Genomic DNA, 26587 nt, shown 5'->3' on the forward strand with positions numbered 1-26587 from the left:
CCGCGGTGAGCGACTGGGTTGCTGATAGCGCCGCTCGTACTCACCGAACACCGAGGTGGCCCGTCGGCGGATGATCTCGGGGTCGGACAACCGCTCACTACCAGCACGAGTAGGAGATCCACAACGGCTCGCGAGTCTGCCCCCGACCTGGTCGGCACCGAGTACGGGCGCAAGGCGAGCACACCTGGCAGGAGGCTGGCTGGTGCCTCACGTTCGAGGCGATCCCGAGCATTCCCGGCAAGCGCGGTGACCCGTCGAGCAGGACGATCGGCATCTACCCGCGATGTGGTTGGACGACGAATCGAGCCTTGTGCTCGACGCGGTCAACAGGAAGGGAGGGAAGTGCGGCGATCTCGCCGTCGAGCCGGGGCCGGGGCCGGGCGCCCACGCAGGGCAGCGGAGGCGCCCGCCTGCGCGTCGCGGTCCGGCGGCCCCGGCCCTCCTTCACATACCGATCCGCGCCGCGATGACCGGTGCCAGCCGGTCCGCGATGACGCGGTGCCCCTGGTCGTTGGGGTGGACCGAGTCCGTCAGGTCGCCCGAACCCAGCCAGCCGGTGGTGTCGACGAAGGAGACCCTGGAGTCGCCACCGTCGACGGCTGCCTTGACCGCCGCCTGGGTCTGCGGGACGTACCGGCCGCGGAAGGTCTCCAATGCGAAGATCCACGCCTGTGGGTACGCGGCGCGGACCTTGCGCAACAGGCTGGTGTACGCCGTCTGGAACTGCGCGGAGCTGACACCGTGGCCCACGTCGTTGGTGCCGAGGTTGATGACGACCGCGTTCGCCTGGTAGCGGGAGAAGTCCCAGTCGGGGGTGGCCGCGTTCGGGTTGAGCTTGGTGAACTGCCGCTCCAAGCCGACGCATCCGTCCGCCGCGGCGACCAGACAGGCGCCGCCCTGGGCGATCTGGGTGTGCTCGGTGCCGAGTCGTTCCCCGATCAGCCAGCCGTACGCGGTGCGGGCGTTCTGCGACGACGTAGTCCCCACCGTGATCGAGTCGCCGACGAACTCGATCAGCTTGCCGGGCGCCGGCGGTGCGAACGTGGTGGAGCCACTGTCGAGGACCAGTCCCTGAAAGACGGCGTCACCCCGGTAGGAACCGGCGACCACTTGGTAGTTGACCTGGAGGGTGTGGTTGGCGACGGACAGCGGGGAGGGGGTCAGGTTCACGGTTCCCTTGACGTCGTCGTAGAACTTCACAGGGCCGTTGTCGATCCTCGCCCAGAAGTCGATCGTCCCGCGCTGCTTGAGCTGGACGGTCCGGCCGGTGAAGCCGACCCTGTAGTAGGCGCCCGCCCAGTACGGGGTGTAGGCGGTGGAAGTCCTGGTGTCCCAGCGGCCCACGAACTTGATGTTGGGGTCGCCGGGTTGGCCGGGAGCGGCCGCCAGGGTGGATGTGGGGCTGCCGAGTCGGGCGGCGATGACGGGGGTGAGGCGGTTCGCGAACTTGGTGTGGCCGGCCTCGTTGGGATGCCCGTTGCCGTCCTCGTAGTCGGTGCCGTCGTTCAGCCAGCCCGTGGTGTCGACGTAGTGCACCCTGCTGTCACCGGCGTTGGTGCGGGCGGTGACGGCCGCCCTGGTCTCGTTGACGTAGCGCTTCTTGAGCGTCTGCACGGCGAAGAGTTGCGAGTTCGGGTAGGTGGCGCGCAGGTCGGAGAGGAACTTGGTGTACGCCGACTGGAAGGAGGCACCGGTCACTCCGCGGCCGATGTCGTTGGTACCCAGGTTGATGACGACGGCGTCCGCCCGGTAGCGGGAGAAGTCCCAGTTCTGGCCGCCCGTGCTCGCCGTCCTGAAGAACTGCGTGCTCAGGCCCGTGCATCCGGACTGGGCGACGAGGCAGTAGCCGGATCGGGCGATCTGGGTGTGGCGCGCCCCGAGTTGCTCGCCGGTCTTCCAGGCGTACGAGTCCAGTGCGAGCCGGTCCGTGAGCGCACCGGCGGTGATGGAGTCGCCGACGAACTCGACGAGCCGCGACGGGGCGTTCGGCGCGACCGTGCGCGCACCGGGGTCCAGCACCAGGCCCTGGAAGACAGTGTCGCCGGAGCGGTACGAAATGCGCAGGGTGTGCGTGCCGGCGGACAACGGCCGGGGCGTGAGGTTCACCGTGCCGCGCACGCCGGGGTGGAAGACGTCGGGGCCGCCGTCGATGCTGGCGTACAGGTTGACCGCATCTCTCGCCTTGACCTTCACCGTGGTGCCGGTGAAGGCCGTCTGCAGGTAGGCACCGGTCCAGGAGGGCACCGCCGCGGTGTCGGCGCTGGTGTCCCAGCGCCCGACGTAGGCGATGTTGGGGTCGGAGACCGAGCCGTCACCCGGCGCGGCCTGGGCGGGGGAGCTCCCCGTCCAGCACAGCAGGCAGGCGACGAGAACGGCCGTGATGAGCGCAGCGAGGGTACGGGCGAGGTGGCATAAGGAGGTGACATGGGGGGTGGCGTGGGGGGTGGTCTGCACAGGGGTCCCTTTCGGCTGGGGTGGGAGCGCTCCCAGAAGCAGCCTTTCGAGAGAAGCAATGAAACGGTTTAGCGTCAAGGGTTCGCGTGAGGCAGACAATTCACCGCTGCAGCTGGCGTTCGGCTGAGTTCTCGGCGGTGGAGGGTGTCAGTCCTGTTTGCTACTGCCAGACGTACCAACAGCAGTGGTACGTATCGGAGTCGTCCCAAAACTGTCTACTCGTTGTATCGCGCAGCGTGAAGCACAGTGGATGCCGTGCCGCAGCGAAGGCCTGGTGGAGCGGCTACCGATCGTACTCAAACTGGCCGCCGCACTCCTCCAGAGCTGATGATCCGCATCGTCCGCCGCGGCGGGAACTATGTCACGTGACGTCGGTCCGACCGGCACCGCTGGGACACGGCAGACCAATACACCGCCTGGCGCGACTGCTCACGCTGGCAGTCGCCCACGCACCCCCAAGGGGACCCCTTTGTCCCGCCGTTTCCTCTTCATCCTCGGCAGTGAACACGGCGGTCACACCGGCCGGCCGCACGACCCCCGACCGGCCGGTGTTCCTCGACAACCTCGGCAACGCCCTCATGAACCGCTACGAACGCGACGCCAACCCGGACGACCTCGACACGGGTCTCGCCGCCCATGCCGAGGCCCTGGACCTGCTGCCCGCGCCGGCGCCGGAACGCGGCCGGATCGCTGCCAACACCGGGGGCGCGCTGTGGCGCCGCTGGCGACTGAGCGGCGGGCGGGAGGACCTGGACGAGGCAATCTCCCTGTTGCGGGTGGCGGTCGACGCGACGCCCCCGGCGTCCCCGAACCGTCCGCTGCGGCTGAACAACCTCGGCTGCTTCCTGCGCGACCTGCACGGCCTCACCGGGACGGAGGATGACCGGCGGGCCGCCGCGGCGGCGCTGGATGGCTTGGTTTCGTTGCTGTAGCCAGCCGCCCAGGATGGCTCCTCCAGCACCGATCACAGCTCCTGCGAGGCCGATCAGCCCCGTCCACATTCCCGATCCCATGGTGATCATCCTGCCTGGCGCGGAAGTTGGCCGAGGCTGATCCCGTCAAGTCATCGGTGGCCGGCTCACGCCTGACCGGGAAGTCCTCCAGGAAGCCGTCCGAGTACTGCAGGAGGTGGCGGTACGCCATCTCCTGATCGTCATACATCCGGGACAGCTCATGGAGCCGGGCCCCGTAGTACGCCATGAAGCCCACGTACTGCTCGAAGGGCAGGAGCTGGGCCTCCGTCAGCTCCTTCGCGCCGGCAGTCCCGACACATCTCCGGCTCCCTCAAGGCGAAGTTCGCGGCCCGGTCGCTCGATGTATTTGAGCAGCAGATCGAGAACCGGGACGGTCCGAGCCTGCATGGCGATGCTCGTGTCCTTGGCTGCGAAGTGCTGAAGGCGGTTGTGGAGGTCGGCTAGCGCGTCGAGGTCGACATCCTCCGGATCGACGCCGTCTCGATGCCGACCTCGTGGACCGTATTTGAGATGTCGGTGCGTTCCACTTCCTGATCAGAAGAGGTGCCGTTGGTTACGCTCCACCGATACGGTGTGTGACGCTTGGGGAACATGTTGTGTGCGGCCACCGGCGCAGGGGGGTGGGTTGTGCCTGATTCGATAGCCGTGCGACGGGTGTCCAGCCAATCAGCTTCGACGTGCACGCAGTCCGCGGGGGAAGCCCCGGCGGAGCCCGCGACGACTTCGAAACGATGATCGCTCAGCTTGCCGCAGCGACGGCCCCAAACGTACGGTCCGTCGCTGCCAACCCGGGCGACTGGGGTATCGACGCTTTCGCCGGAAACCTCGGCGGAGCGATCACAGTGTGGCAGTCCGTACTTCATGCCGGTCACCATCAAGAAGCACGTGCAGCAGGTCGAAGACTCGCTCGGCAACGTGCTGAAGGCGGCCGTCAAGAACGGCCACACCATCGCCAGCTGGATTCTGTGCATCCCCTTCAGCCTGGACGGCCCCATGACAGCGTGGTGGGACACGTGGACGAAGGCGAGGGAGAAGGAACACAGCCTCGTTATCCAGCTTTGGGACGAGACCGCCCTCCGGAAGAAGCTGCTTGGCCCCGGCGGCGACGACGTGCGTCGGGGCTTCTACGAGACGTACGCTCAGGCCGCCCGCGCCTCCGTGGAGCAGCTTCGGCTGGTACTCGAAGTCGAGGACGACAAGGCAGCCGTCCTTGGCGTCGCCTTGTTCATTCGGCAGATGACCGAGGCCGGCCACGTGGAGCTGGACTCGGCCAAGAGGCAGTTCTTCAACGCCGATCTGGTGGCTCGCGAGATCGCGCACAAGGATGTTCCGGCGGAGGTGGCGGCGCTCAGTTCCGCCGATGCGACGCTCCACGGTCTATGGGAGATGCAGTTCAACGAATGCGCGGCCGAGGACGCGCTTCGGGCTCTCCACACCCGTGTCTGGCGGGATGTACGCAACGAGCACGACCAACTGCCGAAGTCACTCCGCCTGGAGCTGGTGCACAGCTGGGGGCTGGTCCACCGGCTCGTGGACAACCGCAAGGCGGGATGGGTCAAACACTGGCGGCAGATCGCCGCCGAGCACTCCGACGGCTGACCGTCGTCGCCTGTCCTGTCAGGCCTACGAGGAGTTCGCTGTGGAAGCACACCGGCCGGTGATGATGCCGGAGGACGAGGTGGCCTTCCGGCTGGCGCAGCTGCTGCTTCTTCTCGACGCTGTCGCCGGACATGACGCGAAGGGGGCGAGCCTGGAGTGGATCGGGTACTACGACTTCCTGTCGGCGAATCCCTTCCTCGTCGTCGATTCCGACGGCCGGGAGGGCAATATGCTCAGGCTGGCCGGGTTCGATCCGCAGGTGCTCTCGTACGCGTCCTCCTCGCAGCGCTGCACCAGTCGACGCGAGCGCATCCAGCACGATCTCGGATTGCTCGTGGCTTACGGGTGTTGCGAGGTCCACAACCGCAACGGCGCAATCGCATATTCGATCAGCAACCGCGGTCGGGAACTCGGGGCTCGCTTCACCGCCACCTACGCCGCGTCGTTCACCCCTGCGGCGTCCATCGTCGTGCGTCGCCTTCGCAAGCTCTGCGACAAGGCGCTGCGGGAACAGACTGCACGGTGGCTGCGGCCGGATAGAGAGGGCGGGCCCGGTGCCGCGCTCCTCAGCGTGCTGGGACCGGGGCCGCAGCCACCTGACATGCCCTGGGAGGGATGACCATCATGCAGCCTCTGCCTGGCATCCGGATCCGGCACCTGCGCCTTGCTGGCGTCAGCCGGAACTATGACGTCGATTTCACGCAGGACCAGCGGGTGCGGGACCTGTCCGTGGTGGCCGGTGCATTCAGTTCGGGCAAGACCGCGGTGTTGGAGTTCATCGCCTACGGCCTCGGTGGGAAGCGTCATCCACGGCATCCTGAGGTGCTATCGGCGGTGTTTCAACGGCGAGAGGCTGCGAACACGTCGATCAGGTCACGGGGCGCTCCGCGGTCGGCGAGGGCGCGGACCTTGGTCCCGATCACGTCCTCCTCCGCGAGGACGGGCCCGTACGGGCTCTGGGCGACCGGCCGCCAGAAGATCTCCTTGAGGATGTCGACTTCGCATTCCTGCCCGGTGGCCGGGTCGGTCACGGTGAAGCGGGCGGACAGCGGGGCGGTCTCCAGCGCGTGCACTTTCCAGCCGCGGGCTTCCAGGCCGGCGCGGAGCGTGGCGGCGATGTCGGCCATGGGCGCCGGGTTCTCGGTGGCGACATCGAGGTCCTGGCTGGGGCGGTTCACGAGGCGGTGCGCCCGCACGGCATACCCGCCGGTGAGGACCAGGGGATACGGGGAGCCGAGGGCGATCACATCCGCCAGGAGCCGCGCGTGCAGCTCCGGCATGTCCGTCACGCGACCGCCCGGGTGCGCGAGGCGAGCTCGGGGAAGGCGTCCTCCCATACGGCGCGCACGGTGCGGCCGACGAGGGTGCGCAGCACCGGCCACAGCTGGAGGAGCAGGTCCTGGTTGAGGTAGCGGGGCAGGTCGTCGTGCAGACCCTCATGCAGGACAGTGCGGTACAGGCCCATGCGCTGCCGCGGCTTGCCCAGGTCGTACGAGGTCATCCCGGACCAGGCCATGTGCAGCGGCAGCTCGACGACCCCCTGGGTCGGGCCGTGCAACTCGTCCAGCGCCTCCGGCAGACGGCACCGGAACTTCTCCCGGTACAGCGCGAGGTCCTCGGCGTCCGTGCCCGAGAGGTTCTTCGACGCGGGTGCGGGGTGGTGCGCGCTGGAGGGCATGCCTCCCATTATGGCGGCAGCTTCCCGCTCGCCGAGCAGCTGGACGCGGCCGATCACCGGCCGACATCCACCGGCAGGAAAGTCGGAACGGTCCGCCGCCGCGGCAACCTCGTTGGCGCGGGCGTCTCTGGACATGCGGACGAGGGCAATGCGGTAGAGGGCTGAGTTGGCTCCGCGATTACCGCTGGGCGGGACGGCAACCAAGGCCCAGATCCGCGCCTGGGTTGCCGGGAAGGAGGCCGGCTGCACCGACGTACTTACCGTGGCCGGGCTCCCTGTCCCGGCCACGGCATGGGACTCGCCGAGGTGATGGTCGCGCTCGGCATCGCCTCCCAGGCCAGCGGTGTCTGGTCCATGCCCGGCAAGCACCACAAGGACTCCCGCTCCTGCGCGGTGGCCGCGGCCTACTGCCTGTCCGAGGCCGGCATCACCCTGGCCGACGTTGACGAGATCGCCATCGCCTTCAACCCGGCCTGGCCTACGCCGAGCGACATTTGCACGGACGCCGAGCTGATCGCCGAACTCCTCGACCCCGCCCTGTTCGACCACCACCGGCCCCGGCAGGTCACCGTGGTCGAGCACCACCTCGCGCACGCCGCCTCCGCCTTCCACCCAGCGGCTTCGACGAGACCGCCGTCCTGGTGGTCGACGGCTCCGGCGACGGCGTCTCCGCCACCCTCGCCCACGGCACCGCCGACGGACTGAAGGTCCTGCGCCAGTTCCCGTTCAGCCAGTCGCTGGGCTGGTTCTACGAGACCGTCGCCGAACACCTCGGACTCGGCAACTGGACCAGCTCCGGCAAGCTCATGGGCCTGGCCGGCTACGGCAACCCCGACCGCTACACCCTCGACTTCCTCACCGCCCGCGCTGGCGGCTCGTCGAGAAGGAGCTGAGCGACGTCATCGTGACGGCCGCAGTGGCACTTGCCACCATCAGCCCGGACCCGGAGAAGGCGCTCGCCGGCCGTGTCCAGGGCCTGCTGGCGCGCCTCAGCCTCGAATGACCCGGGCCGGCCGCCACGCAGAACGGCCCGCACAGCTGCTGCTGTGCGGGCCCTCCCTTTCTGCTCCCGACTTTGCAGGTGCGCACTTCTGGCTGATCGTCTCCCGGTCTCCCAGGTGGGAGACGAGTGGGAGATGATCATGGCGTGTTGATGCAGTCAGGCGCTAGAAAATGCTAGATAGCGCTACATGTGCCTACCGGATCAGCCCGCCGACTCGGCCGCGTGAGGACTCAGCCAACCCATGCTGACCAGGACGATGATGACGATGCCGAGCGCGATGCGGTAGTAGACGAACGGCATGAAGCTCTTCGTCGAGATGAACTTCATGAACCATGCGATAACGGCGTAACCGACCGCGAACGCGATGATCGTGGCGAAGACGGTCGGGCCCCAGGAGATGTGCCCCTCCTCCGCGGCGTCCTTCAACTCGAAGGCGCCCGAGGCGAGTACGGCCGGCATGGCGAGGAGGAAGGAGTAACGGGCCGCCGCCTCGCGGGAGTAGCCCATGAACAGGCCGCCGCTGATGGTGGCGCCGGACCGGGAGACGCCCGGGATCAACGCCATTGCCTGGCAGATGCCGTAGAGCAGGCCGTCCTTGGTGTTGAGGTCCTCAAGTGTCTTGCGCTGCTTGGCCGCGCGGTGTCTGCCGCCGGTCTCGTCGCGGGCCGCGAGCCGGTCGGCGATGCCGATGACCACGCCCATGACGATCAGCATCGTCGCGGTGATCCGCAGATCGCGGAACGGGCCCTCGATCTGGTCCTTGAGCGTCACCCCGAGCAGACCGATCGGAATCGAGCCGACGATCACCAGCCAGCCCATCTGGGCGTCGTGATCGCTCCGCATCGCCTTGTTCGTGAGTGAGCGGGACCACGCCGCGAGAATCCGCCCGACGTCCTTGCGGAAGTAGATCAGCACCGCGGCCTCCGTGCCGAGCTGCGTGATCGCCGTGAACGCCGCACCCGGGTCCTTCCAGCCCGCGAACGCCGCGGTCAGCCGCAGATGCGCACTGGAGGAGACGGGAAGGAACTCGGTCAGCCCCTGGACGAGTCCGAGGATGAGGGATTCAAACCAAGACATGAAGTTACGGGATCCAAGTGCTGATCGTGGAAGGGGCGACGGAAAGCGGCGAAAGGGGTGGCTGAGGACGCCGACGCAGGCGACGGAGGTGACGGATACGTGCGGGCGGGCGCGGCGGACCGCGCGCGCGGTGATCAAGTGTGTTGTGGGCAGCGTAGCGCCCTGGTGTGACAGCCCCGCCACAGGGGTTTGGCCGGCGGACACGGGGCAGGCGGGCCCGGCGACGCGCAGCCGGCGCGGCCATGGTGTTGACCAGCGCCGGAGCGCCGCATACGTTGCTGCAGAAGAGAAAGCGCTTGCTGTCGCTGGGGTCCCCGGAGTCATCACGCGTTGGCCGACGTCTGACGTCACGTCCTCACGTCCGATGGAGCGTTGATCACGTCCATGAGCACACCCCGCAACGCACCCGGCACCGAGAAGGCCGCCGCGACCCGCCCGGAGACCGCCGCCAACGGACCCGCGACTTCGGCGAACGTCCCCGAGGCCGCGACGGGCGGCCGTCCCGCGGCGCCGTTCGAGGGCCGCCGCATCCGGGCCGCCATCATCGGCGCGGGCGCCATCGCGCGCGGCTCGCACCTGCCCGCGCTCGCCGCGCTCGCCGACGAGGGCGAGACGGAGATCGTCGCCGCGGTCGACATCGACGGCGACGCGGTGAAGGCGCTCTGCGCGGACGCGGGCATCCCGCACGCGTACACCGACCTGGACCGCATGCTCGAAGAGCAGCGCCCGGACCTGGTCACCATCTGCACGCCGCCGACCCTGCACCGCGCGCAGACCGTCGCCGCGCTGCGCGCCGGCGCCTGGGTGTGGTGCGAGAAGCCGCCCGTGCCGACGCTCGCGGACTTCGACGCCATCGAGGCCGAGGAGGGCCTGGACGGCGGTCCGTACGCGTCGATCGTCTTCCAGCACCGCTTCGGCTCCGGCGCCCGGCACGTGAAGCGCCTGATCGCCGAGGGGGCCATGGGCCGCCCGCTCGTCGTGCACTGTCAGACCACCTGGTACCGCGACACCGCCTATTACGCCGTGCCCTGGCGCGGCCGCTGGGAGACCGAGGGCGGCGGGCCCGCGATGGGGCACGGCATCCACCAGATGGACCTGCTGCTCGATCTGCTGGGGCCGTGGAGCGAGGTGCGGGCCATGGCCGGGCGTCTGGTGCACGACGTGGAGACGGAGGATGTCTCGACGGCCCTGGTCCGCTTCGCGAACGGCGCCCTGGGCACCGTCGTCAACAGCGTCCTGAGCCCGGACGAGGTGAGCCGCATCCGCATCGACTGCGAACGCGCCACCGTCGAGCTGACCCACCTCTACGGACACAGCAACGAGCACTGGCGCATCACCCCGGCGCCGGGAGTGCCGGAGGCGGACGTGGCGGCCTGGCGCGACTTCGGCGCGGATGTGCCGAGCTCGCACCTCGCGCAGCTGCGGGAGCTGGTCGCGAGCATGCGCGTCGGCGAGCGGCCGCGCAGCAGCGGCGCCGACGGCCGCACCAGCCTGGAGCTCATCACCGCCCTCTACAAGTCGGCGTTCACGGACACGACCGTGCGCGCCGGGGACATCGGTCCCGGGGACTCGTACTACGACGCCCTGCACGGAGGTGCGCCGGGCTGGGCGCCCGTGACGTCAGAGGCCACCGGACCCTCCGTGTCCGTGAGCGGGGAGGAGGTGCCGGCATGACCGGTCGCGACGGTCTGCGCATCGTTCACACCCACGGCGAGCGCATCACGATCAGCGATGTCACCACCGGCGTCGAGCTGCTGAGCTACGTGTACCGCCCGGAAGCCGCTTGGGAGGCCCCGAAGCCGTATCTGCATCCGCTGCGGACGCTCTCGGACAACGTGGTCACGGACTACCGGCCCAACGACCACCGTTGGCACAAGGGCCTGCAGATGACGGTCTCGCACCTCTCCGGCCAGAACCTGTGGGGCGGCAACACATACGTTCACGGAAAGGGATATCTCGAACTCCCAGAGCGTGTCGGGTCGATGGCGCACATCGCTTTCGACGAGGTGGAAGCGGCCGACGGCCGCGCCGTCATCGCCGAACGCCTCACGTGGCATCCGCACAACGGTGATCTCTGGGCCGAGGAGGAGCGCCGCATCGAGGTGCACGACGTGGATCCGGAGTCGGGATCCTGGGCGCTGACCTGGACCTCCGCGGTCACCAATCGGCGTGACGAGCCGCTGCGCTTTGGCAGCCCGACGACGGCGGGCCGGGAGATGGCAGGCTACACGGGCCTGTTCTGGCGCGGCCCGCGCGGCTTCCGGGACGGCCGGGTCATCGGCCCCGAGTCCGAGGGCCCGGAGCTGATGGGGCAGCAGGCGCCGTGGCTCGCCTACTCGGCAGAGCACGACGGCGCCGACGGGCACGCCACGCTTGTCTTCGCGCACGCCCCCGAGAACGACCACACCGGGGCGGCGGGCGCCCACCCGGCCCACTGGTTCGTGCGCAACGAACCGTTCGCCGCCGTCGCCCCCTCGCTCGCCTTCTTCGACGAACTGGAACTCGCACCCGGCGACACGCTCACCCGCCGCTACCGCGTGGTCGTGGCGGAGGGCGCCTGGGAGCGCGAGGAGGTCGCCAAGTACCTGGAGGCGCATCCGTGGTGAGCCGGCACGCCGGAACAGCCGCGCAGGGCGGCCCCGAGGCACCCCGCGGTTTCGCCGGGCTGCCGGGCGCCGTCGCCGTGTCGCACCTGTGCGTGTACGACTGGCCCGCCGCGGACGGTGCGTGCGGGGGAACTCCCCATATGCACCTGACCTGTTCGGAGGCGTACGTCGTCACCGGCGGGCGCGGGGCGGTGCAGACGCTGACCGCCTCCGGCTACGAGGTCACGCCGCTCGCGCCCGGCACGGTCGCCTGGTTCACCCCCGGCACCATCCACCGGCTGGTCAACGAGGACGACCTGCGCATCACGGTCCTCATGCAGAACAACGGGCTCCCCGAGGCGGGCGACGCCGTGCTCACGCTGCCGCCGCCGTACCTGACCGACCCGGAGACCTACGCGGCCGCCACCGTCATCCCGGCCGACGCACCCGAGGCGGAGCAGGAGCGGCTCGCGCGAGCCCGGCGCGACCTCGCCCTGGAGGGTTACCGCGCGCTGCGCGAGGCCGAGGGTCCCGAGCCGCTCGCCGCCTTCCACCGGGCCGCGGCCGCGCTGGTGCGGCCCCGGCTCGGAGCCTGGCGCGAGCGGTGGCACCAAGGCGCCGAGGCCGCCGCCGCGGCCACGGGCGAGCAGCTCGACCGTCTGGAGCGAGGCGACACCTCCCACCTCGCGGACGCCGTCGTACGGGCCGAACAGCCTTCCACGCACGGCCGGTTCGGGATGTGCGGCCGACTGGACGTCTACCAGGGGACGTTCCATCCGTAGACGTGCCACCGCTGCGACGTGGGTGCCGGCCTCCTGACCGAGAGCCCTACGCCGCCGCCGGCCCCGTAGCTGTCCAGCCCGGGGACTGCGGGTGGGCGGTCAGGTCGTGGTGTTCGACCTTCTGGCCGCATTCGGGGCAGACGACCTGGGGGACCAGCTCGTGCCCGCAGGTGTGCTCCAGGACCATCGGCCGGAAGTCCCCCTCCTGGAGATGCCGGTCGCCCCATGCCATCAGTGTGAGCAGCACCGGCTCCAGCTCCAGGCCTGCCGGGGTGGGCCGGTACTCGTAGCGAGTGGGGCGCTCGCTGTACTCGACCTTTTCCAGGATGCCGGCCTCGACGAGCCGTTTCAGGCGGGCGGTCAGTACGTCGCGCGGGGCGCCGATGTTGCGTACGAGCTGGTCGAAGCGGGTGGCGCCGAGCGTCACCTCGCGCAGGACCAGCAGGGAGTACTTCTCGCCGACGAGGGCGAGCGTCGCGGCGATGGAGCAGGGGCGGGCGTCCTTCATGACATCAGTCTAGGGGGTGGGTTGGCTCTTCCAACTCACCATGTTACTGTCGGGTCACTTAGCGGGTTTGGAATCCAAACTTGATAGCCGGAACGGACCTGCACGGACCTGAGAGGCATCCCATGCGTGACGCTGTGATCGTCGAAGCCGTACGCACTCCCATCGGCAAGGGCAAGCCGAACGGCACCCTCGCCCATGTCCACCCCGTCGAACTCCTCGCCCACACCCTGCGCAGCCTCGTCGAGCGCTCCGGGATCGACCCGGCCCTCATCGACGACGTCATCGGCGGCACGGTCGACCAGGTCGGCGAGCAGGCCATGAACACCACCCGCTACGCCGTGCTGTCCGCGGGCTTCCCCGACACGGTGCCCGCGACCACGGTGGACCGCCAGTGCGGCTCCTCCCAGCAAGCCGTGCACTTCGCGGCGCAGGGCGTCCAGTCCGGCGCGTACGACATCGTCGTGGCCTGCGGTGTGGAGTCGATGAGCCGCGTACCGATGTGGTCGAACGTGCCCGCGGGCAAGGACCCGTTCGGACCCGGCGTCGCCGAGCGCTACCCGGAGGGCCTGGTACCGCAGGGCGTCAGTGCCGAGCTCATCGCCGCCAAGTGGGGCATCTCCCGCGAGCGGATGGACGCCTTCGCGGTCAGCTCGCACCAGAAGGCGGCCGCGGCCTGGAACAACGGGCTGTTCGACGCCGAGGTCGCCCCCCTGGAGGGCGTGACACGCGACGAGTGCGTCCGGCCCGCCAGCACCACCGAGATACTCGCCGGCCTCAAGCCCGCCTACTACGACCCGGCCTTCGGCGAGCGCTTCCCGCAGATCGACTGGTCCGTCACGGCGGGCAACGCGAGCCCGATCAACGACGGCGCCTCAGCCGTACTCATCATGTCGAGCGAGACCGCGGACCGCCTGGGCCTGCGCCCGATCGCCCGGCTGCACAGCTTCGCCGTCACCGGATCCGACCCCGTGCTCATGCTGACCGGAGTCATCCCCGCCACCGAGAAGGTGCTCCGCAAGGCGGGCCTCACCATCGACGACATCGACCTCTTCGAGGTGAACGAGGCGTTCTCCAGCGTCGTCCTGTCCTGGCAGCAGGAGACCGGCGCCGACCTGGCCAAGGTCAACGTGCACGGCGGCGCCATAGCCCTCGGCCACCCGCTCGGCGCGAGCGGCACCCGGCTGACCACCACCCTCGTCCACGCGATGCGCGCACGCGGGGCCCGCTACGCCCTGCAGACGATGTGCGAGGCGGGCGGACTCGCCAACGCGATGGTGCTGGAAGCGGTGTAGCAGTCAGTGGCCGCGCAGGTGGTGGCGCTTCCGCCAGGCCACCACCGCCCCGATCAGGGCCGGCAGCGCGATGAAGCCCATCGCGATCAGGAAGGCGGGTGACGTCGGCGCCGAGGCCCGGGCGCCGGCGACGGCGTACGCGGCCGTGTTCGGGATCGACCCCAGGGCCGTGGCCAGGAGGAACGGCAGCCAGCCCATGCGGGAGACGGCCGCGCAGTAGTTGGCTGCCCAGAAGGGCACGCCGGGGAAGAGGCGGGCCACCATCATCGAGCGGAAGCCGTGGCGGCTGAGCTGCCCGTCCGCGGCCTTCAGCCAGCGGCCGCGCAGCAGCGGGCGCAGCGCGTCCTGCCCGAGGATACGGCCGAGCCCGAAGGCGACGCCCGCCCCGAGCACCGTGCCCGCGAGGGCGGTTCCGAGGCCCAGCTGGGAGCCGAACAGGGCGCCCGCGGCGAGGTTGAGGAGCGGCCGGGGCACGAACGCGACCGTGCACAGCCCGTACGCCACCGCGAACACCGCGGCCGCCGCGCCTCCGCCGAGCTGCGGTGGCCAGCCGTCGGAGAGCACACGCTGCGGATGGAACAGCAGCACGCCCGACGCGGCCGCCGCGAGCAGCACCACGAGCAGCGACAGTCTCGACCACGGCGACAGCAGGGCTCTGGTGCAGCGGGCGGTCAGGCCCGTGCGCGTGGCGACGGCGAACTCCGCGACGAGGTCGAGTTCCGCGGAGATGGCGAGCTGCGTGGTGGCGGCCGTGGGGACGGTCGTGGCGGTGCCCCCAGAGCGGGTGGTGGCATCGAGCATCCGGTGACACTAACCGACCAATGTGTGTGGGCGCCGTATGGTTCGTCTCATGGGCGTCACAGCTTCGGGTACGTCGGGTGTGCGGTTCGAGATGCCGGACAGTGCTCTCGCCGACACCGTGCTGGAGCGGCTCACCGCCACCTACGCCGCCGCTGCCGATCCGCGGCGGGCCGCGTCGATGCAGGCGTACATGAAGGACATCGCGCCCTTCCTCGGTCTGACCACGCCCGAGCGCCGTGCCCTGTCGCGCGTCGTCGTGGACGGCACACCCCGCCCCGGCGAGGCGGACTGCACGGCGCTCGCGCTGCGCTGCTGGCAGCTGCCGGAGCGCGAGTACCAGTACTTCGCCGTGGACTACCTGCGCCGCCACGTGAAGCGGCTGTCGTCCGGTTTTCTGCCGGTGGCACGCCATCTCGTCTCCACGGTCTCCTGGTGGGACACCGTCGACCTGCTCGCCTGCCACGTAGTGGGGGGCCTGGTGACCGCCGATCCCGCGCTGAAGGCCGACATGGACGCGTGGATCGAGGACGACGACCTGTGGGTGGCCCGCACCGCCCTGCTCCACCAGCTCCGCTACAAGGACGCGACGGACACGGAGCGGCTCTTCGCCTACGGGCGATCGGCTGGTGTCTGCGCGAGTACGCCAAGACGGATCCGGACGCGGTACGCGGCTTCGTCGCGCAGCAGCGGGGACGCCTCTCGCCGCTGTCGGTGCGTGAGGCGCTCAAGAACATCGGACCCTGACGCTTCACACGCCGATCCCTGACACTCCACGCGTCAACCTTCACTCATCACAACACCAGCCCCTGGCGCACCACCCGAAACACCCGCTCAGCGGTGCGAAAAACCATTCGACGTGGGCAGGTCCGTCGGCGATGATCGCGTCATGTTCCGGTACGCCTTCCTCCTCGCAGCATCCGCAGTCGCGGATGCGCCGAAGGCTGCCGTCCCGATCATCGCGGCCGCCGTCGACGGCGCCCGAAGCTGACCCTTCCCGGATCGTCCGGCGGACCCCGCAGGGGGAGGGTCGGCAAGTCCTTGGGGTCCCCGTCCCGGCCGCTTCGCGCCGGGGCCATCACTCAGTCACAGTTCCGCTGACGCTGAAGAGGCTTCGAGGTACAGCCATGCCCAAGACGGCTTACGTGCGCACCAAACCACACCTGAACATCGGCACCATGGGTCACGTCGACCACGGGAAGACCACCCTGACCGCCGCCATCACCAAGGTCCTCGCCGAGCGGGGCTCCGGCGGCAGCACCCGATACGTACCGTTCGACCGCATCGACCGTGCGCCGGAGGAGAGCGCCCGCGGCATCACCATCAACATCGCGCACGTCGAGTACGAGACAGACACCCGGCACTACGCGCACGTGGACATGCCGGGCCACGCCGACTACGTCAAGAACATGGTCACGGGCGCGGCCCAGCTCGACGGGGCCATCCTCGTCGTGTCCGCGCTGGACGGGATCATGCCGCAGACCGCCGAGCACGTGCTGCTCGCCCGCCAGGTGGGCGTCGACCACATCGTCGTCGCCCTCAACAAGGCCGACGCGGGCGACGAGGAGCTCAGCGACCTCGTCGAGCTGGAGGTCCGCGAACTGCTCACCGCGCACGGGTACGGGGGCGACTCCGTACCGGTCGTCCGGGTCTCCGGGCTCAAGGCGCTGGAGGGCGACGCCCGTTGGACCGCGGCGATCGACGCGCTGCTGGACGCGGTGGACACGTACGTACCGATGCCCGAGCGGTATCTGGACGCGCCGTTCCTGTTGCCGGTCGAGAACGTGCTCACGATCACCGGCCGCGGGACGGTGGTCACGGGTGCCGTCGAGCGCGGCACGATCCGGGTCGGCGACCGGGTCGAAGTGCTCGGCGCCGGTGTCGACACGGTCGTCACCGGCCTGGAGACCTTCGGCAAGCCGATGGACGAGGCGCAGGCCGGCGACAACGTGGCGCTGCTGCTGCGGGGCGTGCCCCGCGACGCGGTGCGGCGCGGACACGTCGTCGCGGCACCCGACAGCGTCGTACCCAGTCGGCGCTTCTCGGCGCAGGTGTACGTCCTGTCGACCCGTGAGGGCGGCCGTACGACACCGGTCTCCACCGGGTACCGGCCGCAGTTCTACATCCGCACGGCGGACGTGGTGGGCGATGTCGACCTCGGTGAGACGGCGGTCGCCCGCCCCGGCGACACCGTCACGATGACGGTGGAGCTCGGCCGCGACGTGCCGTTGGAGGCCGGCCTCGGTTTCGCCATCCGCGAGGGCGGGCGCACCGTCGGCGCGGGGACGGTCACGGCCGTCGGCTGACGGCTCCGAGGAGCGGGGGCTGAGGAGTGCGGGGGATCGCGGGGCGGCTGTGGCCGTTCACGCGGTCCCCCGCACTCGGTGCCGGGCGACCGGTGCCCCGCCGTTCCCCCACAATGGACGGGTGGACGAGCCGATACCCGTGACACGGGCCGTGGATCACGGGACCGCCAAGCTGATGCCGGACGTGGACCGCAAGCGCGCGTGGCTGCTGACGGTCGACGGAGCGCCGCAGTCGTACGTCGACCTGGACGCGCCGACGCATCTGGAGTTCGAGTACGCGCGGCGGCTGGGGCATGTCCTGGACACGGTCGCGGAGCCGGGCCGAGCCCTGGACGTGCTGCATCTCGGCGGGGGCGCGCTGACGCTGCCCCGCTATGTCGCGGCGACCCGGCCCGGCTCGCGGCAGGACGTCGTCGAAGCCGACCGCGGGCTGCTCGCCCTCGTCGCCGAGCACCTTCCCGTGGCGGACGACGCGGGCATCACGCTGCATCCCGCGGACGCCCGCACCTGGCTGGAAGCCGCCCCCGCGGACTCGGCCGACATCCTGATCGCGGACGTCTTCGGCGGCTCGCGCGTCCCCGCGCACCTGACCACCGTGGCGTACGCGGCCGCCGCCGAACGGGTCCTGCGCCCCGACGGCGTCTACCTGGCCAACCTCGCCGACGCCGCGCCCTTCGCCTTCCTGCGCTCCCAACTCGCCACGTTCTCCACGGTGTTCGAGGAGCTGGCCGTCATCGCCGAACCGGGTGTGCTGCGCGGGCGTCGCTTCGGCAACGCGGTGCTGCTGGCCTCCCACCGCCCCCTCGACACGGCTGTCCTGGCCCGCCGCACCGCCTCCGACGCCTTTCCCGCGCGCGTCGAACACGGCGCCGCACTGCGGGAGTTCATGGGCGCTGCCACACCCGTGCACGACGAGAACGCGGTCCCCTCACCCGAGCCCCCCGACGGCTCCTTCACCATCGGCTGACCCGCGCTTGTCGGCGGCCGGTCCGCCCTCGACCTCGGGAAGCGGAGTCCGCTTGGTCACCGCTCTGGTCCGACGCGTCAGGTTCCGTACGTCCGGCACGCACAGCACCGCCGCCGTGACCACCACGACCAGCGTGGCGCAGCCCCACAGCGAAGCGGTACGCCCGAAGGCCTCCTCCGCCGGGCCCGCCAGCGCCAGCGCCAGCGGCGTCATCGCGATCGAGCCGAACCAGTCGTACGCCGAGACGCGCGAGAGCATGTCCTCGGGGATCTCCTGATGCAGCGCCGTCATCCACGAAACGCCGAACACCTCGATCGCCAGGCCGCTGACGAACATCACGGCGTACAGCGCGCCGACCGGTACGGGCAGGGCGAGCGCGGCGGCCGGGAGGGCGAGCGGGAAGACGCACAGGGTGCCGGCGAGCAGCAGGCGGCGCGGTTTCCAGCGCATCATCAGCAGGGCGCCGCCGACGGTTCCGACACCGAACGCACCGAGGGCCAGACCCCAAGGGCCCGGGCCGCCGAGACTGTCGCGGGCGACGAGGGGGCCGTAGACCGATTCGGCGGCGCCGACGACCGCCACCACGACGGCGAACTGCGCGACGATCGACCACAGCCACGTCCGCCCGATGAACTCCTGCCAGCCGTCGCGGAGATCGGCGAGCAGACCGCCGCCCGGGGCGCGCGGCGGTATGTGACTGACGTCGAGGAAGGACCGCAGGGCCGCGGCGAGGGCGAACGCGGCCGCGTCGACGGCGAGCACCCAGCCGGGGCCGATCACGGCCACCAGCGCGCCGCCCAGGGCCGCTCCGCCGAGGCCGGCGCCCTGGGTCGCCATCCGGAACACTGCGAAGGCGCGGCTCGCCTGCTCCCCCTCGACGGAGGACATCAGCATGCCCTCGGCCGCCGGGTTGAAGAACGCCTGGCCGGTGCCGCCGAGGCCGCTGAGCAGCATCATCTGCCACAGCTGCGCCTCCCCGCTGATGACGAGGGCCGCGAAGGCAGCCTGCGAGAGGCAGTTGAGGGTGTTGGCCGCGACCATCACCCGATGGCGCGGCAGCCGGTCCGCGACGGCGCCGCCGATCAGCAGGAACAGCACCAGGGGCAGCGTCCGCGCCGCCGCCACCAGGCCGACGTCCCCTCCGTCGCCGCCCGCGTCGAGCACGGCGAACGCCGAGGCGATCAGCGCGCCCTGGCTGCCCAGATTCGTGGCGATCGCGGCGGCGGTGAGCAGGGTGTAGTTGCGGCCCGCCCAGGACGGGCGGTGGGAGGGGCGGTCGGAGGCGGCGGCTGGAGTCACCGGGTGACTATCGCCGCCGACCGCCCGACTTGCCAAACGCTTTCTACGAATTCAGGAAGGGCTCCCGCGGCCCGTCCGAACGCCGCCGGGGCCCCCGGCCGGACCGCACCGGCCGCACCCGGGAGTTCTCGGCGCGCGGTTCAGGACTCCTTGGGGTCACCGTGCAGACGGACCGTGCTGAGGATCTTCTTGACCGTGGCGTCCGGCACTTCCTCGCTGACGCCCTTGGCCCCGTAGAACGTCCAGGACACGAAGTCACCGTCGGAGTTCTTGAAGGCGAACGTGGTCGCCTTGCCGTCGGAGTCGCACTTGCCCTTCTTGGGGACACCCGAGGAGTACGTCGTCGCGACGCTGCCCTCGACGCCCGAGGCCGTCGTGTACGCCTTCGGCTTGCCGATGGTGAGCAGCTTCTTCGAGGCGTTCTTCTGGTCCGTGTACCCGCCGAAGACCCACCACGCCGAGTCGTTGCGCGCGATGTCGCTGGTGTTCTTGGCGCCGCTCTGCCCCTTGGAGCCCGCGGCGGCCAGCGCCGAGCTCTCCTTGTGGCCGTCCTTGTCCTCGTCGGACGTGCACCACTCCTCCTTGAGGAAGGCGGGCGCGGACATGCCGATGATCGTGGAGGTGTCGTCCTTGTTCTTGTCGTCGAAGCCGATGAAGGTGCCGGACGACAGCACCTCCCAGTCCGCCGGAACGTCGAACGCCGTACCCCACTTGGGATTCACGACGACCTTCCAGCCGGCGATCGTCGGCTTCTCCTCCTCGTCGCTGCCGCGCGGGTTGTCGTCACCGCTGGAGCTGGAGCTGGGGCTCGCGGACGTGGAGACCGACGGCTTGGCGGACTTGGACGGGTCGCCGCCCGCCTCCTTGTCCTTGTCGCCGCCCAGGACGAGATAGCCGGTGACGCCGGCCGCGATCACCACGGCCGAGGCCGCGACGATCGCGGTGATCTTCGTCTTGTTCCCGCCGCCGCCCCCGCCGCTGCCCCCGCCGGTGCCGCCACCGGGCGCCTGGGGCGCCCCGAGCGGCTCCCCCGGGGCTCCCCACTGTGGCTGCTGCCCATACGTGTTGGGCTGCTGGTAACCCGGCTGCTGGTACCCGGGCTGCTGGTACGGGTTCGGCTGCTGGTACCCCGGCTGCTGGTAGGGATTCTGGTCCTGCGGGTTCTGCTCGCCCCCGGGCGGCTGCTGTCCTGGCCACATGGGCAGTAAGAGTAGTGCCGCGTGTGACACGTTTCGGTCACTGGACCTCGTCAGACATGTACCGGTCAGGAGTCTGACGGAACGTCGTACAGACGTATGGTGCCGAGGATCTTCTGCACGGTCGTGTCCGGTACCTCCTCGGATACGCCCTTGGCACCGACGAACGACCACGACACGATGTCGCCCGAGGGGTTCTTGAAGGCGAAGGTGGTGGCCTTCCCGTCGCTGTCACACTTTTGCTGTTTCTTCACACCGGACGACGAGGCGGTGGCCAAAGCGCCCTTGATGCCGGAATTCGTCGTGTACGACTTCACCGCAGCGGACTTGACCAGTTTCTTGTCGGGCTGGGTGTACGCGCCGTAGACCCAGGTCCGCGCGTCCTCGCGGGCGGCGTCCTCGGGGCTCTTCGCTCCGTCGTTGCCCCGGGTGCCGGCGTCGGCGAGCTCCGTGTAGTCGGTGCTGCCGTTCTTGTCCTCGTCGGAGCCGCACCACTTCTCCTTGAGGATGGCGGGGGCCTTCATCGCGATCAGCGGCTTGTCCTGCGGGTCGTCCTCCTTCGACACGTACGTGACCCAGCCGGTCGACCTCAGCGCCCACTCGGCGGGTACGTCGAAAGCGATACCGCGATCGGGGTTCAGAACGGTCTTCCAGCCCGCGATCGTCGGCTTCACGTCGCCGTCGGACCGGCGCGGATTGCTGGTCGGACTCGACTGCTGGGACGCGGACTTGGTCGGCTCGGGATCGGCCCCGTCGTCCTTCCCGCCGCCGAGCACCGCGTAGCCGGTCACGCCCGCGGCGATCACGACGGCCGCGGCCGCGGTGATCGCGACGATCTTCGTCCGGCGTCCGCCGTCGCCCGGCGGGGGAACAGGTGCGCCCGCCGTCACGGTCGGGGCGTTCCACGGCGCGGGCGGTTGCTGCTGGGCATATGGATTCTGCTGCTGGTATCCCGGCTGCTGGTAGGGATTCGGCTGACCGCCGACTCCGGCGTTCTGCGGATGCTTCGCGTTCTGCTCGCCCCCGGGCGGCTGCTCTCCTGGCCACATGGGGCGCAACGATACGACGATCACGTACCGGTGCTGGTCAAAAATTGCTACTCGTGGGTAACATTCGGCGCATGAGCGCAGACCAGATGTCGATCGGCGAGATGCTTGCCGCCACAGTTCCCATGGCTCGGACCCTGAACCTCGAGTTCGTGGAGACCAGCCCGGAGAGGGCCGTGGTGGCGCTGCCCGACCAGGGCGAGTTCCACAACCACGTCGGCGGCCCGCATGCCGGAGCGATGTTCACGCTGGGCGAGTCGGCCAGCGGTGCCATCGTCCTTGCCGCGTTCGGTGACCAGCTCTCGCGTGCCGTACCGCTCGCCGTCAGCGCCGAGATCGCCTACAAGAAGCTCGCGATGGGCCCCGTGACAGCCACCGCGACGCTCGGCCGCCCGGCCGCCGAGGTCGTCGCCGAACTCGACGCAGGCTTGCGCCCCGAGTTCCCCGTCGCCATCGCCATCCAGCGCGCGGACGGCGCCGTGACCGGCGAGATGACCGTCGTCTGGACACTCCGCCCGAACGGCTGAGCCCCGGGCCTTGGCCCCGAGCCCGAGCCCTGCCCTCGGACGCCGCACCCCGAGCCCGAGCCCGGGGTGCGCGGCGTTGTGTCGGCGCCGGGCTGCCGGACCTTCCCGTGGCGGCCCTGCGCACGCCGCTACGGCGACCGCTGATCGCCGCCTCGCCTCCGCCGGCGACGCCTGCCTGCCGCGCCCTTCGTCGTCCACGACAACCCGCCGCACCCCTTCGGGTCTTGTCGCCCCCGCACTGTTTTCTGTTCACTTCATTGACACGAGTCACCAGCGGTCATAGTTTTCGCGCCGTACCCGTGGTGCCTGATGGCTCGTCAAGTCGGCTCCGGCGCATAGTGCGTTCAAGGGCCGAACGCGGCTGCCGTTGGCACGTGTACATGCGGTCCCACAACGACGTGCCCGCGCACCGAAGGAGTGACGGCTCATGTCCGACACTGTGTCCCGGCGATCGGCCCTGCGCCTGCTGGGCGGCGCGATCGCGGTCGCCGCGGCGGCCACCTCCGGCCTCACGCCCCCCGCGCACGCGGCGGCCCTCGACAGACAGAACCCCTCCATGGGTCCACGTGTCGAGGGTTTGGTCGGCAAACTCACCCTCGACGAGAAGATCTCCCTGTTGCACGGCGCCACCGACCCCGACTCGCTCGGTCAGGCCGGATACGTGCCCGGCGTGCCCCGTCTCGCCATTCCCCCGCTCCGCCTCGCCGACGGACCGGCCGGCGTCCGCGTCACCCGGCACGCCACCGCGCTGCCCGCCCCCGTCCTGCTCGCCTCCGCGTTCGACCCGGGCCTCGCCCGCCGCTACGGCCGGGTCATCGGCCGCGAGGGCCGCGCCCTGGGCCAGGACGTCCTCCTCTCCCCGATGGTCAACCTCATCCGCACCCCGTACGGCGGCCGCAACTTCGAGACGTTCAGCGAGGACCCGCTGCTCGCCTCCGACCTGGTCGCCGCCGAGATCAAGGGCATCCAGGGCGAGGGGCTCATCGCCACCGTCAAGCACTTCGCCATGAACAACCAGGAGAAGGACCGCATGTCCATCGACGTGCGGGTCGACGAGCGGACGATGCACGAGGTCGAACTGCGTGGCTTCGCCGCGGCCGTCGCCGCCCGTACCGGCGCGGTCATGGGCGCGTACAACAAGGTCAACGGCACCTTCGCCTGCGAGAACAAGAAGCTGCTCACCGGCATCCTGCGGGAGCAGTGGGGCTTCGAGGGCTGGGTGATGACCGACTGGTTCGCCGCCCACAGCACGGTCGCGGCGATCACCGCGGGGCTCGACATGGAGATGCCGGGCGGGATCCACTTCGACGCCGCGCTGAAGAAGGCCGTCCAGGACGGCAGCGTTCCGGTGAGGTACGTCGACCGTGCCGTGCGCCGCATCCTCGCGGTGATGGACCGCTTCGGCCTCCTCGACGGCAGCGTCCCGCCCCGCCCGGAGCGCGACCCGAAGGCGGGCGCGGCCGTGGCCCTGGAGGTCGCGAAGGCGGGCGCCACCCTGCTGCGCAACGAGCACCACGCGCTGCCGCTGACCGGAGCCGCCGCCCGCAGCATCGCCGTCGTCGGCCCCACCGGCGCCCTCCCGTTCGTCAGCGGCGGCGGCAGCGCCCACGTCGTGCCCGACCATGCCGACAGCCCGCTCGACGCCCTCACCTCCCGCGCGGGACAGGGCGCGCACGTCTCGTACGCCCTCGGCGAGGACGTCTTCGGCAAGACGATCCCCGCGGGTGCGCTGAGCCCCGCCTTCCCGACCGAGGGCCAGGATGTCGGCGCGGGCAGGACCTGGACGTACGACGGGACGCTCACGGCCGAGGACGCCGACGAGTGGACCCTTGTCATCCACTACTCGGGCGAACGCCCCAAGGTGCTCCTCGACGGCGAGGACCTCTTTCCCGTACTGCCCGGATACGGCGAGTACTTCTCCGGCGGCCTCGTCTCCGCGGCCCCCGACGGACTGGCCGTGCGCCGCAAGGTGCTCGACCTCGCCAAGGGTGCCCACACGCTGCAGATCACCGCGAAGGGCGGCGACGGCGGACAGCTGTTCCGGCTGCGCCGCATCACCGGTGCGACCCGCGCACAGGACGTCGCCCAGGCGGTGAAGGCCGCGCGCGCCGCCCACAGTGTCGTCCTGTTCGCCTACGAGGACGCCACCGAGGGACTCGACCGCACGACGATCGCGCTCCCCGGTCACCAGACCCCGCTGATCGAGGCGGTGACGGCGGCCAACCCCCGCACCACCGTCGTCCTCAACACCTCGTCGTCCATCTCGATGCCGTGGCTGCACCGCACGGCCGCCGTGCTCCAGATGTACTACCCGGGCCAGGAGGGCGCGGCCGCCACCGCCGCCGTCCTGTTCGGCGACTGCGACCCGGGCGGGCGGCTCACCCAGTCCTTCGCGGCCGACGACGCGCACCACCCCGTCGCCGGTGATCCCGGCCGCTACCCCGGCGTCGACGGCACCGAGCAGTACTCGGAGGGCATCCACGCCGGATACCGCTGGTACGACGCCGAAGGTGTGCGCCCGCTGTTCCCCTTCGGCCACGGACTCTCGTACACCTCCTTCTCCTACGACGACCTGCGGGTGCGCCGGCACAAGGGCGGCCTCGACGTGTCCTTCAGCGTCCGCAACACCGGGAGACGCGACGGCATCGAGGTGGCGCAGCTCTATGTCGGCCCGTCGCCGGATCTCCGACTCGACCAGCCTGTACGGGTCTTGGGAGGCTACGAGAGGCTCTCCCTGCGGGCGGGGGAGCGGCGCCGGATCACCGTGCGCGTGTCGCAGAGCACCCTCTCGTCCTGGGACGTCAAACGGCACCGCTGGGTGCTCGGCACCGGGCGGCGCACCGTATGGGTCGGAGCGTCCTCGCGCGATCTGCGGCTTCGCACGAACGCGGAGGTGTTCGCGTGATCCGCCGACTCGCCATCGCACTCATAGCCCTCGCCACCGTCCTCGCCGCCTCCGTACCCGCACAGGCCGCGAAGCACAGCGACCCCGTCGTACGCACCGACGCGGGCCTCGTACGCGGTGAAACCACCATCGAGGGGCGGCAGTTCCTCGGCATCCCGTACGCGCAGCCGCCCGTCGGGAACCTGCGCTGGAGGAACCCCCGCCCCGTCGAACCGTGGCAAGGAGTGCGCACCGCACAGGACTTCGGCAACCGCTGCGTACAGACGTCGAGTTGGGACCCCGGCTACGAGCAGCCCAGCCACACCGAGGACTGCCTCGACCTCAATGTGTACGTTCCCCCGGGCGCCGGTAGCCGTCCGGTGATGGTCTGGCTGCACGGCGGGGGCCTCACCGCGGGCGCGGGCGAGGACGTCGTGCCCGACACCTTCGCGCGGCAGACCGGCGCGGTCGTCGTCACCGTCAACTACCGCCTCGGCGCGATGGGGTTCCTCGCCACCGACGGACTCGACGACGAGACACGCGACGGCGTCTCCGGCAACTTCGGCATGCTCGACCAGCAGGCCGCCCTGCGCTGGGTGCGCACCAACATCGGCCGCTTCGGCGGCGATCCGGGCCGCGTGACCATCGCCGGCGAGTCCGCGGGCGGCCGTTCGGTCTGCACCCAGATGGCCTCGCCGACCTCGAAGGGCCTGTACCGCGCCGGAATCATCGAGAGCGGCGCCTACGGGGACTGCGCCGCACGCGAGCACGCCCAGGCCGTCGCCGACGGTGCGGACTTCGCGCGGAAGGCGGGCTGCCCCGACCGGAAAACCGCCCCGGCGTGCCTGCGCGGCAAGTCGTCCGCGGAGATCCTCGCGACCCAGTCCGACTTCGACTGGGGACCGGTCGTCGGCGGCACCTTCCTGCCCCGGCAGCCGTCCGAGGCGTACGCCGCAGGGGCCGCCGCGCACGTCCCCGTACTGAACGGGGCGAACGAGGACGAGGGCCGGCTGTTCGCGTTCAGCGCGTTCGACGGGGCAGGTACACCGCTCCCGGCCGACCGCTATCCGTCCGTGCTCAAGGCCGTCTTCGGCGCGGACCTCGGCGAGCGGGTGCTACGGCGCTACCCGCTGTCCGCCTACCCGTCCCCGACCATCGCGTACGGCACGGCGTTCGGCGACTACCTGATGGCGTGCACGGCACTGCGCCTCGACGGCGTGCTCGCCCACCGCGGCCCGGTCTACTCGTACGAGTTCGCCGACCGCACCTCGCCGCCCTTCGCGTCCCTGCGCAACCTGCACACGGACTTCGATTTCGGCGCGACCCATGTCAACGAGGTGCAGTACCTCTTCAAGCACTTCGGGCTCGCCACCCCGCTGAACGCGGAGCAGCGGGTGCTGTCGCGGCAGCTGGTGCAGTACTGGGGCAGCTTCGTCCGCGGCGGCGCTCCGCGCGCCGACGGCCAGCCCGCCATGCCGGACCGGCCCGGGCGCGTCCTCTCCCTGAAGACCGCCTCCGCGGGCGGGAACACCGTCAGCACCTCTGTCCACCACGAGCACCAGTGCGACCTCTGGGACTCCGCTCCGCGGAGCTGAACGGGTAGGCTGCCCGG

The 26587-nt window shown here is 70.4% G+C and carries 23 protein-coding genes and 2 pseudogenes; 15 read left to right on the plus strand and 10 right to left on the minus strand.

What is annotated here, in order from left to right:
• Positions 1-444 precede the first annotated feature (444 nt).
• The gene (locus ACN6LB_RS02915) at positions 445-2454 is read right to left on the minus strand and encodes a GDSL-type esterase/lipase family protein (RefSeq protein ID WP_445024411.1); all 2010 of its coding nucleotides are present in this window, start codon (positions 2452-2454) and stop codon (positions 445-447) included.
• A gap of 500 nt (positions 2455-2954) precedes the next feature.
• Between ACN6LB_RS02915 and ACN6LB_RS02920 the strand changes: the two genes are divergently transcribed.
• Positions 2955-3386 (plus strand): hypothetical protein, encoded by a 432-nt coding sequence (locus ACN6LB_RS02920; protein ID WP_445024412.1) that lies wholly within the window; start codon positions 2955-2957, stop codon positions 3384-3386.
• A gap of 482 nt (positions 3387-3868) precedes the next feature.
• On the opposite strand, the gene ACN6LB_RS02925 is transcribed toward ACN6LB_RS02920, so the two are convergent.
• Positions 3869-4291: a hypothetical protein gene (locus tag ACN6LB_RS02925; protein WP_445024413.1), complete on the minus strand. Its 423-nt coding sequence runs from the start codon at positions 4289-4291 to the stop codon at positions 3869-3871.
• On the opposite strand from ACN6LB_RS02925, the gene ACN6LB_RS02930 reads away from it, so the two are divergent.
• On the plus strand, positions 4290-5027 hold the full coding sequence (locus ACN6LB_RS02930) for a serine/threonine protein kinase (protein ID WP_445024414.1): 738 nt from the start codon (positions 4290-4292) through the stop codon (positions 5025-5027). The two genes, ACN6LB_RS02925 and ACN6LB_RS02930, sit on opposite strands and share 2 nt — an antisense overlap.
• A 40-nt stretch (positions 5028-5067) precedes the next feature.
• A complete protein-coding gene (locus ACN6LB_RS02935; protein ID WP_445024415.1) occupies positions 5068-5646 on the plus strand; it encodes an ABC-three component system middle component 2 in 579 nt (192 codons plus the stop codon).
• A 223-nt stretch (positions 5647-5869) separates the two neighbouring features.
• On the opposite strand, the pseudogene ACN6LB_RS02940 reads toward ACN6LB_RS02935, so the two are convergent.
• Positions 5870-6307 (minus strand): annotated as a pseudogene (locus tag ACN6LB_RS02940) (nucleotidyl transferase AbiEii/AbiGii toxin family protein); the annotation flags it as partial.
• A gap of 5 nt (positions 6308-6312) precedes the next feature.
• Positions 6313-6705, minus strand: coding sequence for a hypothetical protein (locus ACN6LB_RS02945; RefSeq protein ID WP_445024558.1), 393 nt, complete (start codon positions 6703-6705; stop codon positions 6313-6315).
• 291 nt (positions 6706-6996) lie between these two features.
• Between ACN6LB_RS02945 and ACN6LB_RS02950 the strand changes: the two genes are divergently transcribed.
• The gene (locus tag ACN6LB_RS02950; RefSeq protein WP_445024416.1) at positions 6997-7410 is read left to right on the plus strand and encodes a hypothetical protein; all 414 of its coding nucleotides are present in this window, start codon (positions 6997-6999) and stop codon (positions 7408-7410) included.
• A complete protein-coding gene (locus ACN6LB_RS02955; protein WP_445024417.1) occupies positions 7347-7598 on the plus strand; it encodes a carbamoyltransferase N-terminal domain-containing protein in 252 nt (83 codons plus the stop codon). The genes ACN6LB_RS02950 and ACN6LB_RS02955 overlap by 64 nt, the downstream gene beginning before the upstream one ends.
• A 311-nt stretch (positions 7599-7909) precedes the next feature.
• Here the strand turns inward: ACN6LB_RS02955 and ACN6LB_RS02960 are convergent, their stop codons facing one another.
• The gene (locus ACN6LB_RS02960) at positions 7910-8785 is read right to left on the minus strand and encodes an undecaprenyl-diphosphate phosphatase (protein ID WP_445024418.1); all 876 of its coding nucleotides are present in this window, start codon (positions 8783-8785) and stop codon (positions 7910-7912) included.
• A gap of 384 nt (positions 8786-9169) precedes the next feature.
• On the opposite strand from ACN6LB_RS02960, the gene ACN6LB_RS02965 reads away from it, so the two are divergent.
• The 3 genes from ACN6LB_RS02965 (at position 9170) to ACN6LB_RS02975 (ending at position 12152) form a co-directional block, all read left to right on the plus strand.
• Entirely contained in the window at positions 9170-10459 is a 1290-nt protein-coding gene (locus ACN6LB_RS02965) for a Gfo/Idh/MocA family protein (RefSeq protein WP_445024419.1), read from the plus strand.
• A complete protein-coding gene (locus ACN6LB_RS02970) occupies positions 10456-11391 on the plus strand; it encodes a PmoA family protein (RefSeq protein ID WP_445024420.1) in 936 nt (311 codons plus the stop codon). The genes ACN6LB_RS02965 and ACN6LB_RS02970 overlap by 4 nt, the downstream gene beginning before the upstream one ends.
• A gap of 140 nt (positions 11392-11531) precedes the next feature.
• Complete coding sequence (locus ACN6LB_RS02975; RefSeq protein ID WP_445024559.1) at positions 11532-12152, plus strand: cupin domain-containing protein; 621 nt, start codon at positions 11532-11534, stop codon at positions 12150-12152.
• Positions 12153-12198: 46 nt separating this feature from the next.
• On the opposite strand, the gene ACN6LB_RS02980 is transcribed toward ACN6LB_RS02975, so the two are convergent.
• Complete coding sequence (locus ACN6LB_RS02980) at positions 12199-12660, minus strand: winged helix-turn-helix transcriptional regulator (protein ID WP_356138726.1); 462 nt, start codon at positions 12658-12660, stop codon at positions 12199-12201.
• 122 nt (positions 12661-12782) lie between these two features.
• Between ACN6LB_RS02980 and ACN6LB_RS02985 the strand changes: the two genes are divergently transcribed.
• Complete coding sequence (locus tag ACN6LB_RS02985) at positions 12783-13952, plus strand: thiolase family protein (RefSeq protein WP_445024421.1); 1170 nt, start codon at positions 12783-12785, stop codon at positions 13950-13952.
• 3 nt (positions 13953-13955) lie between these two features.
• Here the strand turns inward: ACN6LB_RS02985 and ACN6LB_RS02990 are convergent, their stop codons facing one another.
• Complete coding sequence (locus tag ACN6LB_RS02990; RefSeq protein ID WP_445024422.1) at positions 13956-14753, minus strand: TVP38/TMEM64 family protein; 798 nt, start codon at positions 14751-14753, stop codon at positions 13956-13958.
• A 49-nt stretch (positions 14754-14802) separates the two neighbouring features.
• Here ACN6LB_RS02990 and ACN6LB_RS02995 point away from each other — a divergent pair.
• The 3 genes and pseudogenes from ACN6LB_RS02995 (at position 14803) to ACN6LB_RS03005 (ending at position 18023) form a co-directional block, all read left to right on the plus strand.
• A pseudogene (locus ACN6LB_RS02995) lies at positions 14803-15497 on the plus strand (DNA alkylation repair protein).
• Positions 15498-15877: 380 nt separating this feature from the next.
• Positions 15878-17056, plus strand: coding sequence for an elongation factor Tu (gene tuf / locus ACN6LB_RS03000; RefSeq protein WP_356138717.1), 1179 nt, complete (start codon positions 15878-15880; stop codon positions 17054-17056).
• Positions 17057-17177: 121 nt separating this feature from the next.
• On the plus strand, positions 17178-18023 hold the full coding sequence (locus ACN6LB_RS03005; RefSeq protein ID WP_445024423.1) for a spermidine synthase: 846 nt from the start codon (positions 17178-17180) through the stop codon (positions 18021-18023).
• Here ACN6LB_RS03005 and ACN6LB_RS03010 read toward each other — a convergent pair.
• The 3 genes from ACN6LB_RS03010 to ACN6LB_RS03020 form a co-directional block, all read right to left on the minus strand.
• On the minus strand, positions 17985-19322 hold the full coding sequence (locus ACN6LB_RS03010) for an MFS transporter (protein ID WP_445024424.1): 1338 nt from the start codon (positions 19320-19322) through the stop codon (positions 17985-17987). The two genes, ACN6LB_RS03005 and ACN6LB_RS03010, sit on opposite strands and share 39 nt — an antisense overlap.
• Positions 19323-19462: 140 nt before the next feature.
• A complete protein-coding gene (locus ACN6LB_RS03015; RefSeq protein WP_445024425.1) occupies positions 19463-20521 on the minus strand; it encodes a hypothetical protein in 1059 nt (352 codons plus the stop codon).
• 65 nt (positions 20522-20586) lie between these two features.
• On the minus strand, positions 20587-21567 hold the full coding sequence (locus ACN6LB_RS03020; protein WP_445024426.1) for a hypothetical protein: 981 nt from the start codon (positions 21565-21567) through the stop codon (positions 20587-20589).
• Positions 21568-21653: 86 nt separating this feature from the next.
• On the opposite strand from ACN6LB_RS03020, the gene ACN6LB_RS03025 reads away from it, so the two are divergent.
• The 3 genes from ACN6LB_RS03025 (at position 21654) to ACN6LB_RS03035 (ending at position 26570) form a co-directional block, all read left to right on the plus strand.
• Positions 21654-22091 carry a DUF4442 domain-containing protein gene (locus ACN6LB_RS03025; RefSeq protein WP_445024560.1) on the plus strand — a complete coding sequence of 146 codons (438 nt, stop codon included), beginning with the start codon at positions 21654-21656 and terminating at the stop codon, positions 22089-22091.
• 427 nt (positions 22092-22518) lie between these two features.
• Complete coding sequence (locus tag ACN6LB_RS03030; RefSeq protein WP_445024427.1) at positions 22519-24996, plus strand: beta-glucosidase; 2478 nt, start codon at positions 22519-22521, stop codon at positions 24994-24996.
• Positions 24993-26570 (plus strand): carboxylesterase/lipase family protein, encoded by a 1578-nt coding sequence (locus ACN6LB_RS03035; protein WP_445024428.1) that lies wholly within the window; start codon positions 24993-24995, stop codon positions 26568-26570. Before ACN6LB_RS03030 ends, ACN6LB_RS03035 begins: the two co-directional genes overlap by 4 nt.
• Positions 26571-26587: the final 17 nt, after the last annotated feature.

Source organism: Streptomyces sp. SAS_270 (assembly GCF_052543295.1).